The 12,532-nt window shown below is 51.6% G+C and carries 14 protein-coding genes and 1 pseudogene; 11 read left to right on the top strand and 4 right to left on the bottom strand.

What is annotated here, in order from left to right; genetic code table 11:
- Positions 1–2,175 carry a hypothetical protein gene (locus NST96_RS05860; RefSeq protein WP_342405743.1) on the bottom strand — a complete coding sequence of 725 codons (2,175 nt, stop codon included), beginning with the start codon at positions 2,173–2,175 and terminating at the stop codon, positions 1–3.
- Positions 2,176–2,401: 226 nt separating this feature from the next.
- Here NST96_RS05860 and NST96_RS05855 point away from each other — a divergent pair, with 226 nt between their 5' ends.
- From NST96_RS05855 to NST96_RS05840, 4 genes are all read left to right on the top strand, one after another.
- Positions 2,402–2,905, top strand: a complete 504-nt coding sequence (locus NST96_RS05855) for a GNAT family N-acetyltransferase (protein WP_342405741.1) — start codon at positions 2,402–2,404, stop codon at positions 2,903–2,905.
- 66 nt (positions 2,906–2,971) lie between these two features.
- Positions 2,972–3,979 (top strand): YafY family protein, encoded by a 1,008-nt coding sequence (locus NST96_RS05850; RefSeq protein ID WP_003391126.1) that lies wholly within the window; start codon positions 2,972–2,974, stop codon positions 3,977–3,979.
- A gap of 65 nt (positions 3,980–4,044) precedes the next feature.
- Positions 4,045–4,308, top strand: a complete 264-nt coding sequence (locus tag NST96_RS05845) for a zinc ribbon domain-containing protein (RefSeq protein ID WP_003391123.1) — start codon at positions 4,045–4,047, stop codon at positions 4,306–4,308.
- A gap of 171 nt (positions 4,309–4,479) precedes the next feature.
- The gene (locus NST96_RS05840; protein ID WP_003391120.1) at positions 4,480–5,364 is read left to right on the top strand and encodes a YitT family protein; all 885 of its coding nucleotides are present in this window, start codon (positions 4,480–4,482) and stop codon (positions 5,362–5,364) included.
- A 63-nt stretch (positions 5,365–5,427) separates the two neighbouring features.
- On the opposite strand, the gene NST96_RS05835 is transcribed toward NST96_RS05840, so the two are convergent.
- Positions 5,428–5,874, bottom strand: coding sequence for a YbaK/EbsC family protein (locus NST96_RS05835; protein WP_003391118.1), 447 nt, complete (start codon positions 5,872–5,874; stop codon positions 5,428–5,430).
- Positions 5,875–5,937: 63 nt separating this feature from the next.
- On the opposite strand from NST96_RS05835, the gene NST96_RS05830 reads away from it, so the two are divergent.
- The 4 genes and pseudogenes from NST96_RS05830 (at position 5,938) to NST96_RS05815 (ending at position 8,939) form a co-directional block, all read left to right on the top strand.
- Positions 5,938–6,393, top strand: a complete 456-nt coding sequence (locus NST96_RS05830; protein ID WP_003391117.1) for a GNAT family N-acetyltransferase — start codon at positions 5,938–5,940, stop codon at positions 6,391–6,393.
- A 178-nt stretch (positions 6,394–6,571) separates the two neighbouring features.
- The gene (locus NST96_RS05825; RefSeq protein WP_031932133.1) at positions 6,572–6,658 is read left to right on the top strand and encodes a YjcZ family sporulation protein; all 87 of its coding nucleotides are present in this window, start codon (positions 6,572–6,574) and stop codon (positions 6,656–6,658) included.
- A gap of 695 nt (positions 6,659–7,353) precedes the next feature.
- Complete coding sequence (locus NST96_RS05820) at positions 7,354–8,037, top strand: ABC transporter permease subunit (RefSeq protein ID WP_039071420.1); 684 nt, start codon at positions 7,354–7,356, stop codon at positions 8,035–8,037.
- A pseudogene (locus NST96_RS05815) lies at positions 8,038–8,939 on the top strand (ABC transporter ATP-binding protein).
- A gap of 65 nt (positions 8,940–9,004) precedes the next feature.
- Here the strand turns inward: NST96_RS05815 and NST96_RS05810 are convergent.
- Complete coding sequence (locus tag NST96_RS05810; protein WP_342405736.1) at positions 9,005–9,718, bottom strand: HAD family hydrolase; 714 nt, start codon at positions 9,716–9,718, stop codon at positions 9,005–9,007.
- A gap of 94 nt (positions 9,719–9,812) precedes the next feature.
- On the bottom strand, positions 9,813–10,235 hold the full coding sequence (locus tag NST96_RS05805; protein ID WP_342406534.1) for a thioesterase family protein: 423 nt from the start codon (positions 10,233–10,235) through the stop codon (positions 9,813–9,815).
- A gap of 172 nt (positions 10,236–10,407) precedes the next feature.
- On the opposite strand from NST96_RS05805, the gene NST96_RS05800 reads away from it, so the two are divergent.
- The 3 genes from NST96_RS05800 to NST96_RS05790 all read left to right on the top strand — a co-directional run bounded on the left by NST96_RS05800 (position 10,408) and on the right by NST96_RS05790 (position 12,519).
- Positions 10,408–10,863 (top strand): DinB family protein, encoded by a 456-nt coding sequence (locus NST96_RS05800; protein WP_003391106.1) that lies wholly within the window; start codon positions 10,408–10,410, stop codon positions 10,861–10,863.
- Positions 10,860–11,426, top strand: coding sequence for a GNAT family N-acetyltransferase (locus NST96_RS05795; protein WP_340701147.1), 567 nt, complete (start codon positions 10,860–10,862; stop codon positions 11,424–11,426). The genes NST96_RS05800 and NST96_RS05795 overlap by 4 nt, the downstream gene beginning before the upstream one ends.
- 175 nt (positions 11,427–11,601) lie before the next feature.
- Positions 11,602–12,519: a DMT family transporter gene (locus NST96_RS05790; RefSeq protein ID WP_340701146.1), complete on the top strand. Its 918-nt coding sequence runs from the start codon at positions 11,602–11,604 to the stop codon at positions 12,517–12,519.
- Positions 12,520–12,532: the final 13 nt, after the last annotated feature.

Raw genomic sequence — 12,532 nt, 5'->3', positions numbered from 1 at the left:
TCATCTGTTCACAGCAGGTGTTGTTTTGGCCGTGGCTGTCGTGCTAGCCGGAGTTGTCGTACCGGCCGCTTTTGGCATGCTGGCCGCAGCACTTCTCGCAATCACGGCGTGGGCATGAGGCTCCAGGTCAAACCAGAAGATCAGGTCTCCCTGGTCCTTCTTTTGCGGAGGCTTTTTCCCGTTTACGTACACCTCCGCACCTCTTACAGCCATCGAAAGCCCGGATATTTTCGCGGGTCCGTCATTGTAAACCCGCACCGTACCGTTTGCATCGTACTCCATCCGCACCTGCTCCAGCGCCAGCCAGTACTTCATCAAATCCCGCACGGTAGTGAGATAGAGCTTTTGCTGATCGCGGAGAGAAGCCATCTTTTTCAGCAATTGATCAAAGCTTGGCTGGATGACCAGCGCTCCTTTTTGATCCCGTTTCAAAATTTTCCCCGCGGCCTTGCCTTGCGGGATTCTGGCGATATAGGCATGGCTGATAAAAACACCGCGATCATTGATTAATTGAAGTAAATTTTGTTCATTGTACCTATACATCGTATTTTCGGGAACGATCGCTGCCGCCCATGAGTAAAACGGGCCTGTCACTGTCGGATGGGCCCAATACAGGGGCGTTCTTCTGCTGTCTCCATTTCTCGTTTGCAACAGGTCAAATGCCTGGTTGACGTTGGTCACGTCCTCCGAGCTGTAGTGCCAGAAATACCGGGTGTCGTACTTTTGCCACAAATCGGCGATATAATAGGGAGTTTTGATGTCCAAGCCTTGAAAGCCAAAGCTGTATTTTACGTAGCCATGATCAATCCAGGTCACGCTATGAAACTCATTTTTCATAAAAGCCAGGATGTTCTCCGCCACATCCCGGTACAGGTGCAAATCGAACGGATAAGCCGTGTGCAGCCCGATTTCTATTCCGCGCTTGTGCAAATCCTTCAAGAACTGCAGGAATTCCTGGTTCTCATGGAGCGCTACATTCATCGGCTGCTGCAGACGGTAATACGGGTTCGAATAAAAGACGCTTTTGGTCACAGGTATCTTGTATTTGACAAAACCACCCACTGCTTTATCCGGGCTCGCAATCTTCTCCGAGCCGTAGTAAGCCGCCCTGTTGCTTGCCAGCGACTGTTCATCCGCATGCTCCGTCCAGACGTGCGTCGCGAGAAACCCATGAGGCTGGTTCATCAGCCGCGGCATCAGTGACGGTTGAAAACCGACTATGAGTGAAAATGTATTGATCCGCTGTTCCTGTGGCTTGTATTCGGAGGCGTGTCTCACCTTCCCGACCTGCTTGCCTACGGTCTCCTCTACGTATCGGTGATCTCCCATATGATCCAGATTGACGACCAGCTGATTTTGGACCGTGTTCAACTCCAGCGACGATACGTGCGGGGTGTGGTACAGAAAAGCCGACTGCTTTCCTTGCCCGAACCAGACGCCTTCCCGGTCCAACCAGTATTGCTTTTGAAAAGAATGCGTATCTACCTTCCTGTTTTTCCGATAGACCTCTGACACCTTTGGCGCGAAGCTGAGTGTCAGCGCCTCGCGAAAAACCTTGATTTGACGCTTGTATGTAGTCTTCACTTCCACATCGACGACCGGGCTGTTTTGGCGCAGCAGGTAATTCGTTTCTACCTGGGCAGCCGGAGTATCTCCGATCACCTTGACGAGCAGGCCGTCGGGCTTTTGCTCGGTCAGCACCGCTGTCTTCTGATACTGGCGGACAATCGTATGCTCCCGCCGAATAAACATATTGGTATCTATCGGTTTTGACACCGGCGGCGAAAAGGCGAGTTCATTTCCCTGTACGCTTGTTACCTTGGCCTGATGAACGAGCGGCGCATTCAGCCTGCCCGCGAACGATTCCGAGCGAATTTGTATCATGCTTCCCACCGGAATGGCTGGCGGCGCGTCCAGTTTGATTTTGCTGGTCCCAGCGGGAAGCTGCGGAACGAGCAGATTGTAAATGTCCCCGTACTCAGCCACATACTGGACTGAACGAAGAATCTCCTTGCCTCCAGCGTCCGTAATCCTGAGTTGTCCCTTTGCGTCCCACGCAGCTTTGTAATACGGATTTTGAAAAGATGTCTGCCCCTCGCTGGAATGTGTCGTGAATGGACTGAACGCAAACAAAAGCACACATACCAGCCATGCTGTCATTACCTTCCGAATCATTGTTGTACCCTTTCTCCTTTTCTATGGTCTTACTCCGCCCCATCCTCTCGTCGTTTGGCTAAAATGGCAAACCGGATTTCAAAGCCAAGGTAAGCTTATGCCGCGGGTTCTGTCCACTTTCTCTTTTAAAGCAGATGTTTCCACTAATTTTTGGAAGTTTCTTGCAGAACTTACGAAAATGTCCCTATAATACCAAAAGAATGATAACGTATATCGGGGGTACCTTGTGAAATTTACATTAAAAAAAGCCGCTCTGGAAGAAAAATCAATTATAAGCAATTTGCTTGAGCTGTACAATCACGACTTTAGTGAATATATGGACTTGGATGTGGACGAACAGGGACGATACGGATATCCTTATTTGGACAACTATTGGACGGAACCGGATCGCTTTCCGTTTCTCATCCAGGCCGAGGGCAAATGGGCCGGGTTTGTGCTTGTGAGAAAAATCGCAGACGAGAATCACTTGGGCAGCAGTTATTTTTCCATTGCAGAATTTTTCATTATGCGGAAATATCGCAGGTCCGGGATTGGCAAAGCCATTGCTCACCAGGTATTTCGCATGTTCCCTGGCCACTGGGAGGTTGTTCAGTTGGCTTCCAACGTGCCTGCCCAACTATTCTGGAGGAAAACAATAAGTGAGTATACCAATGGCGACTTTCAGGAATGGGAAGAGCCCGGAAAAGTGTATCAATCCTTCGTTTCACTGGAAAAAGCGGATCGCTCGTAAACGGTTTCACCTGTCAGCCATGCAACAGGTATCGGGTCCGCAATCTGTAGAAAGGGGGCCTGAACGATGAAACTGGACAGACTTCTTGCCATCACGATGATCCTCATCCAGAGGAGGCGTATACCTGCCAAAGAGCTTGCCGACATGTTTGAGGTATCTGTCCGAACGATTTACCGGGATATCGAAGCGATCAATCAGGCAGGCATCCCGATTGTCAGCTATCAGGGAGCCAATGGCGGCATCGGCATTATGGAAAACTACCGGCTCAACCAGCACATTTTGACCCAGGAGGAGCTGGCCTCAGTCACGATGGCTCTGAAAAGCGTTGCCTCGACCTACCGGGATGCACGGGCTGAGGTAGTACTCGGGAAGATTCGCGGCATAGTGGAAAGCACACAGTCCGAGGCGTTCAAGATGATGTCCGAGCAGATCTATATCGATTACAGCCCATGGGGAGGAGATGCTCCGCAAAAAGAAAAGATCACGCGGATCAAGCACGCAATCCAGACATCCAGCCTGCTCTCCTTTACCTATCACAACGTCTCCGGGACGATTTCCGAGCGAATCGTGGAGCCGCACACTCTCGTTTTAAAAGGACGCCAATGGTACCTTTACGCTTACTGTACAAACAAGTGCGAATTCCGTCTATTCAGGCTGTCACGGCTGAAGGAGCCCGTTCTGCTGGAAGACGCCTTTCAACGCAGACCGATCAATCTGGAGGAGCTGCCATGGGACAATGAATGGAGAAAACCGGGGCAAACCGTCCAGCTCGTCCTCCGGTTCGTTCCCCAGATCCGTTCCATCGTGGAAGAAATGTTTGGCGTCGATCACATCCGTATCGACGAACAAGGGTATTGCTGGGTCTCTGAAGCTTATCCCCTCGACGACTGGCTGTACGGGTTTGTCCTCAGCTTTGGTCCCAGGGTAGAAGTCGTAGAGCCGCTCTTTTTTCGGGAAAACATTCAGAAGCTGGCTCACGAGATCGGGAGCGTCTATTCGGGCAGTTCGTCACCGACATGTTCTTCCATCTCGGCAGAACAAAAAGCTGGAGGAAAAAAACGCGACGAAACATGACAGACAGTTGTCAGGTTTGCTTCATTATCATGGAGACATCCCCAATAAAAGGAGGCAGTTGTTCAATGACGAAAACCTTTTGCCAAAGCTGCAGTATGCCCATGGTGGATGCCCACATCCTCGGAACCGAAAAAGACGGCTCCAAAAACAGCGAGTATTGCCTCTACTGCTACGAAGAAGGAGCCTTCAAGCAGCCTGACATCACGATGGAGCAAATGATCGAGATTTGTGTTCCCTTTTTAAAGGAAGAAGGCATGGAAGAAAATGCGGCCCGCGCGATGCTGCAAAAACATCTTCCCGAGCTTGCCAGGTGGAAAACAGTCAGCTAATCCGGGTTTGGTAAAGCCAAGCTTGCAGGCAGGATATCCTCTTCTCAGGCGGAGGGTATACTGCCTGCAACAGTTTGAACATTCCGAACTTTACATGCAGCTAAAATGTTGCCTACAATAAATGGTATAATAAAGCGAAGAGAAAATCTGGACATCCGGGAGGAGTTGCCTTTGGAAGGTGTGCAAGGAAAGTCATCGCATCATCAAAAACTGTCTGTTGCCAAACTTATCAAGCGAATACTCTTTATCCTGATCGGATCCGCCTTATTTTCTGTTGGGCTGGAAATTTTTTTGGTCCCCAATCATATTATTGATGGCGGAATAGTCGGTATCTCCATTATTATCGCGCATCTGTCGGGACTGCCGTTGGGGATGTTTTTATTTCTGTTGAACCTGCCTTTTCTCGTAATTGGCTACAAACAGATCGGAAAAACCTTTGCGATTTCCACACTGCTCGGAGTCAGCACGATGTCGATTGTGAGCTCCCTGCTTCACGATGTGAAAGGAGTCACCGAAGATCCCCTGTTGGCTGCTGTCTTTGGCGGAATCATCCTGGGCATTGGTGTGGGGCTGGTGATTCGTTACGGCGGGTCTTTGGACGGAACAGAGATTGTGGCTATCTTGATCAACAAAAAGACTCCGTTCTCTGTCGGTGAAATTGTGATGTTTTTTAACCTGTTCATCCTGGGTAGCGCAGGACTCGTATTTGGCGTCGATCGCGCCATGTACTCCCTGATGGCTTATTACATCGCATTTAAAATGATCGACTTGACAATCGAAGGATTTCAAGGGTCGAAATCAGTCTGGATCATCAGCGACAACCACAAAGATATCGGTGACGCCATCGTCGCCCGCCTGGGCCGCAGCGTTACCTATTTGAAGGGCGAAGGCGGTTATTCCGGGGATGATAAAAATGTGGTGTTCTGCATTATTACCCGTCTGGAAGAAGCCAAGCTCAAGTTGATCGTTGAAGAAGTCGATCCATCGGCATTTTTGGCAGTTGGCAATATTCACGATGTACGGGGCGGACAGTTTAAAAAACGTGACATTCACTAAATGGCATAGTGTGAATGCAAAAAACGCGGAGGCAGTTCAAAGCTGCTTTCGCGTTTTTTCGTTTTATGCAAGCCTTGCAATTACATTGCTCCCCTTTTCAAGAGCTTGTGGAGTCAGCTTTAGTGTCCACGTTGGGTGCCCTGATCCCCCATATACTTCAGGGTAGTTGAACAGTTCTTCATCCAGAATGACCGGCAAACCGTGCCCGATGAGCGGAATACTGCCTGGCTCGTACCCGGTCAATCCCTTTACCTCATCCATCCGGGTCATTCTTATGCTTTGGTAGCCAAGTTGAGCGGCGAGGGACTGGAAACTTATGCGCCCACGCTTGCCCGACAAAATCAGGGCGACATGTGAATCATCAGCTATTGCGATCAATACCGGTGCAGTCTGCCCCATGTCAATGCCGAAAAGAGCTGCTCCCTCCTTGGCCGAACGAACCGGACGCTCGTGTTCAATCAGCTCATACTCCAATCCCAGCTCTTCGAGGATCGCTTTCACACGTTCCATCTTACACCTCACTATGGGAAATATTGTATACTTTCTGTATAGATGAAAATTGGAGGTCCTGCCATGATTATTCGTTCTCCCCGCCCGGAAGAAACACCTGCACTCAGCGACCTGGCATTTCGCTCAAAAGGATATTGGGGCTACGATGACGATTTTATGGAGGCATGTCGGCAGGAGTTGACGATTACCCCTGCGTTTCTTCAGACCTCCCATGTGTTTCTGGCCGAGGAGGCTGGAAACATTCTGGGATTTTACCGTTTATCCGTAGACGAAACCGGGGCAGAGCTTAGCGATCTGTTCGTAGACCCTGCTGCCATCGGCAAGCGGGTCGGAAAAGCGTTGTGGAACCACTTGATGGATACCGCCCGCTCCCTCAGCATTGACCATTTTCTCATCCACAGCGATCCGTACGCAGAAGGTTTTTATGAAAAGATGGGAGCTGTTCGGATTGGCGACATCCCTTCCACTGTTTTTCCGGACCGTCGACTCCCCTTGATGAAAAAACAAGTCGCCCCCTGACGCCTGCTGCTTTCGCCACATGAGACACGGCAACCAACATGCCCGTGTCTTTTTTGTTCCTACCAGTTTTGAAAGGCGCTTTTGAAATTCCACTCTGCTTTTGTCCTCTTTTCAGGCACCCGCTCAAGCAAAAATAATCTGCGGACATATAGTGTTACTGTTGAAAGGGGGGAGGAGAATGGGGCTCTTTAACGGATCTGACGACTTTACTCTCATCCTGGTACTGTTCATCTTGCTGGTCATCGTAGGCTGCGATTGTGATTGATGATGACCTTTGGAGCAGAAAGTGTGTGCAAAGGGAGAATGAACAGGCTTTCTCTCTTTGCATTTTTTCATTTGCGAATCGAGGTGAAAAGAAGATTTGGCTAGACGAACAAACCAAAAAAGCGACTCATTTTCACCGGAATTTATGGATTGGCTAAAGGGAAAGAAGGTTTCAAGGAGAAGGCTGCAAAGAAATCCCGAACTGTTCGATCAGTATTATCAAGAGTGGTCGAAAACGCAGCGGAAAAATAGGCCGCGAAGACGGTCGCTGTTTCAGCTTCCGAACCTAAACATTGATCTTGGAACCATTCTCAATGGCATGCAAATGGCAACCGAGGTCATGAGAACATTCCAAGGGACAAAACTGCTCAATCATTCGTCCAGAAGCGATGATTAGGCGGGAAAATACGGAGCAGCCATTACCGGCTCATGGAAAACAGGCCAAGGCGATGGAAGCTCTGCATCGCTTCACTTTTCGGAACGCAGGTCTCATGGGATCTGCGTCCTTTACGTTTACTGGGCAACTACGGTCACTGCTTGCTTTTTTCACAACACGCTGCAATTTTTCCGCTCCGCCCCCCCTCCCTGTCATCCTTCCACGGCTGCTGACACCGAGCGTTAAGGAAATGGTAAGGCAGACATTCGGTGCTGATAAGGTTGCTCCTTTACACTGACGGTGAAAGGAGAGTGGAAACCATGTGGGCTATCTGCATTCACGAATTTATCCGACTGTTTCGAAGCGTCAAATCCCTGATCACCATCGCTTTTATTGCCGGCGTATCGTACTGGGTGTCCGATCTGGTCAACCAGGCCGCCGGCTTCATCTCCCAGCATGAGCTGACAGAGGGCCATGCGCTCGGCGTTTTTGCCTTGGTCATGCTGTTTGGCCCTTTGTTTGTCTTTGGATTATCGCATGACATGATCAACCGGGAAGTATCCAGTCGGACCGTCCGTTTTTTAGTCACCCGCACTTCCCGCTTCCGCATTGTGCTGGGCAAATGTTTCGGCGTTCTGCTTTTCTGGCTGTGCTGCATGCTGGTCACCTTTGGAACAGTCTTGGCCTCTGTCCATACTTTTGATGAGAAGACCTTCCTGGAGTGCATGTCCATGCTGGTGTACAGCGTTTCGTTGTGCCTGTTGCTTTCTGTGCTGATCGCCCGTCCCAGCTACACCATGTTCGGGGGGATCATTCTCGGTTTATTCCTCCCGATTCTCGGCATCTGGACGCTTGCCTCCAGCCAGCCTGCCGCCAAGTGGATCGGCTATTTGCTGCCTTATGCGTATTTGGAAAAAGGCGAAGCGTACATCGGCGTGATCTGGCTCTATGCGCTTCTCTTTCTCGCCGCCTCTGCCTTGCTGTTTCAAAGGAGGGATTTTTAAATGCCGCTTATAGAGACTGTCCAGTTAACCAAGCGATTCGGGGAACGAACGATTGTCAATTCCGTGTCGCTCACCGTACAGCAAAATGAAATTTTCGGCTTTCTAGGAAAAAACGGAGCCGGAAAATCCACCTTTATCAATATGCTGACCGGTATTGTCCGCCCCTCTTCGGGAACCATTCGCCTGTTTGACGGAGACGGAAACACCGCGGAGTGGAAACGCAGGATCGGTGTACTGCCGGATTACTCCACCTTTTATGATTCACTGACGGCCAGAGATCATCTGTTGTACCTGAGCCGTGTGAAAGGAATACGCGTCACGAAGAAGGAGTGCGACCGCATCCTGGAAGAAGTGGGATTGGCCGAGCATGCCGGGAAGAGGGCCAAGGCTTTTTCCTTCGGTATGAAAAAGAAGCTCGGCATTGCGCAAGCGCTCCTAGGTGACCCGGAGCTGCTGTTTTTAGACGAGCCTACCTCTGGAGTGGATGTGGAGTCCTCGCTTCAAATCCAGCAGTTGCTGCTGCGTTTGCAAAAAGAAGGACGGACGATCTTCATAACCTCGCACAATCTGCATGAGATCGAAAAAATCTGCACCTGCATCGCGATCATGAAAGCAGGCACGATTGCTGCAGCGGGCAGCCTTTCCGAGCTGCAGGCCAAGCATCGCAGTTGGCGTACCGTTACTGTGCGCCATGCAGCGTTGGCCGACAAGCCGTATGAACTGGTTTCGTTTGTGGAAGGACTGGGCAAACACCTCGAATGGCGGGAGGAGGCTCTTTCCCTTGGGTCGATGACAAACGAAAGGTGGCCGCGCTGATTCGCGCTTTCGTCCATGCGGGGGTCGATATTTACCACGTCTGCGGGGACGAGCCTTCGCTCGAGCGGATCTTCCTGGAGGAGTAGCTTCTTGGATGGAGTAGCTTCCTAGAGGAGTAGCCAGGGGGCACTGCCCCCTTTTTCGTGACATTTCAGACGAGGATGTCCGCCAACTGTTCCAACCGCTCCACGACAGCGAGCGGCACGTGGCCGGTAGCCGGCTGAAGCTTGCGCGGATTGATCCAGACTGCGTCCATCCCTGCCTCAATCGCTCCGGCGACGTCAGCTTCCCAGTTGTCTCCGACAAACAGCGTCTCTTCCGGTTTGGCGTCGAAAAGCCGCAATGCCGCTGAAAAAATCCGCCAATCCGGTTTGTGATAGCCGACGACTTCAGAGATGACGATCGTTTCTTTCGGAAAGAGCCTGGACAGGCCGAGCCGCTCCAGCTTGGTATAGGCCATATCCTCCGGTCCGTTTGTCACGATGCCGAGCCGGCAACGTTCGGCAAGCTTGCTCAAGCATTCCTCCACAACCGGAACTGGCGCGATCACCTCAAAGCAAGCCGACATAAACATATTCTGAAAATCATCCATCTCCTCCGGCTTCGCAGCACGTCCAAAGTCGGCAGTGGCCTTCTCCATCCGTTGGTGGCGATACTCCCGCAGCGAAATCCGGTTCTCTGTGAAATCCGGCCACAGCTCGTCGCTGTATGTTTTCAGCTTGCAGTAAAAGTCGTCTTCATTCAGACCCGCAGTCAAAGGATGGCGGCGGATGGTCAGGCGCATCCCCGCCTCCCAGCTCTGCGAATAGTCAAACAGCGTATCGTCGAGGTCAAACAGGATCAGCTTGTATTCTTTTTTGCTCACAGAAATACGGCCCCCTTGCTTCCAGGTTTGCTTCTTTCATTCTACCATTTCGCCCGCACCGGATCGCCGTTTCCTTTTTCCTCCCAGAAAGCTTCTATCTCTCCTGCTCACCCTCCGCAGCCTTTGCCAATTCGCCCAGCCAATCTTCCGGCAACGCTACCGAGCGGCGCGTCTTCGCATCGATCATCACCATCGTCACATCGGCATCGGCTGCAAGCTCACCCTGCTCCTTGTACAGCTCGTGCCGGATGACATAGCTTTTCTCGCCGATCCCCAGCACCCGCGTCCGCACCTGCACCTGCTCAAGCATGCGAAGCTCCCTGCGGTAGTTGATATTGATGTTCACCACTACCGGCATCAGTCCTCTTCGCTGCAGCTCGTCTAGTGTAAACCCCCTTTGGCAAATCCAGTCAAAGCGCGCCCACTCCATATATTCCAAGTACTTGGCGTTGTTTACATGCCCGATAAAATCAATATCGGTAGAACGGACAACCAGATCAAACAAGTGCTGCTGCATACTCATCGCTCCCTTCTTTTCCCTAGTATACCGAAACAAAGGAACTGAGTGAACATTCATTCGGAATCTATTTCGGAATATTCCGAAGGATACGGCTGTATTTTGTTCCAGGCTTCACTATAATAGAGCTTACACAAGCGCTTACAGTACGGACACGGAAAGGAAGATGCCGATGTTTGAACAAATGCTGCTGCCTGCACTGCAGATGGCGCGCTCCCGCTACCAGGATGCTCTCGCCAATCTCACCGAGGGCGAGCTGGTCTGGAAGCTGGCCGACGGCTCCAATTCTGTCGGGTTTCTGATCCGGCACATCGCAGAAGTCGAGTATCGTTTTTGCCTGATGTTTTTTGGCCGCCCGCTGCCAAATACGGTAACCTTGGACACGATTGGACCGGTAAAGGATGAGGGTCAATTTACCGACCTTTCCGCTCTGCTTGCATTCCGCGAACAGTCGTATGCATACTTGCTGGAATCACTTCGTCAACTGCCCAGCGAAGCCTGGGACCACCCTGTGGAAGCTCCGATCGGAACATTATCCCCCCGGCAAGCGTTGGGCCGGCTGATCTACCATACAGGGTATCACGCGGGCCAGATCGGGCTGATCCGCAAATACGGAGGCAAACGATGAGTCTTTTGCTTCAAGGAAAACATGTATGGCTTCGGGAGATGACCCCGGATGACCTGGGTGCTGTGCTGGAAGTGTACAACAGTCACCCCGCCTACAATCTTTGGCGAAACGGAACTGCAGCGTTCAGCCTGGCCGAGCTTGAGCAGGAGTACAAGGCGATGCTCGATATTCCTTCCGGCCATTGGATGACCGTACAGATTGTAGAGACTGTAGAGACCGTAGAGACTGGACGGACCGCGCAAGCCACTCAGCCGGAACCGAAGATAATCGGGGTTGTTCACTTCTCCACTGCTCATCCTTCCCCGGGAAAAGGGTGGATTGGCCTGTTTCTGATTCACAGGGATTGCCAAGACCAAGGCTTCGGTCGTGAGGCTTGCTCGCTTCTGGAGCAATACTGTGCAGAGCAAGGGTGCTCACAGCTACATCTAGGGGTGATCGCCCAGGACGAGCAGACTCTCCGGTTTTGGGGAAAGCTCGGCTTTGAACAGTATCGCCAGGTCACGGCTCCCGTCGGACGCTTGACCCAGCCTGTCCTGCTCTTGGGCAAGCAAATCGCGGATTGACCTTTCCCCAGCACAACTTTGTCCTTTAAAGGAGGTGAAACCATGCTCGCACGTCCGCGTTTTGAATGTGATGTACCCGTCGTTCTCCTCACCTAGTCGGAGAGGGAACGTGTGAAATCGTCCCCCCGGCTACGGAAAAGAAACAGTACCATTTTTCCGGGAGGGGCACGTTGATATGAATGCGATGTGGAAACAGCAGTTGTTTGGAGCGCTTTGCCTGACTTTGGCAGCAGCCATTTGGGGCGGCGTCTATGTGGTAAGCAAGGTAGTACTGGAAGATATTCCGCCATTTACACTCTTGATTATCCGTTTTGCCATTGCTTCCGTCGTGTTGGGGGTATTTGTAGTGGCACGGCGTGAGTTCATCGCCAAACAGGATTTTCCCATGATCATGGCGATCGCGTTTGTCGGAGTGACAATTTCGATCGGCGCGCAATTTTTGGGGACCAAGCTTTCGACGGCGCACATGGGAGCGTTGATTACCGCTGCTTCCCCGGCCTTCATCGCGCTGTTTGCCGTCTGGCTGCTAAAAGAGCGCATCCACAAGCTGCAGCTCGCGGGCATCCTGCTGGCTACGATCGGTGTCCTGATTGTGATCGGTTTTCCCGACGAGGCGGACGCCCAATCTTCCCTGCTCGGCAACCTCATTCTTCTGGTCGCCGCGGTGAGCTGGGGGCTGTATACGGTCATGAGCAAAAAGGCGACTTTGCGCTACTCCTCTTTGGCGGTAACGACGTATGTCGCTCTGTTTGGTCTCATCTTTACCAGTCCGGTCATGGTGTGGGAGTTGTCCGTCACAGCTGTATCCTGGGATTTCAGCTGGAAAATCTGGGCCGGTGTCCTGTATATCGGGATTATCTCTACGGCAGGCGCCTTTTACCTGTGGAATAAAGGCTTTGAACTGCTCCAGGCGGGTAGCGGAGCTGGATTTTTCTTCGTTCAGCCGATCGTCGGCGCTGCTCTGGGCTGGCTTCTGCTTGGAGAACATCTCGGCATTGGATTTTTCGCCGGCGCAGTCTTTATCTTTTTGGGCGTCGCGCTTTCCAATCTCCAACAATCTGCTGCCAAGCAAAAAGCAGGCACACCCGATTAGGGTGTGCCGTTTG

This window comes from Brevibacillus sp. FSL K6-2834 (genome assembly GCF_038592925.1).
Classification (GTDB): domain Bacteria; phylum Bacillota; class Bacilli; order Brevibacillales; family Brevibacillaceae; genus Brevibacillus; species Brevibacillus borstelensis.
Note: the sequence above shows the minus strand (reverse complement) of the source record. Positions and strands in the feature narration are given on the sequence as shown.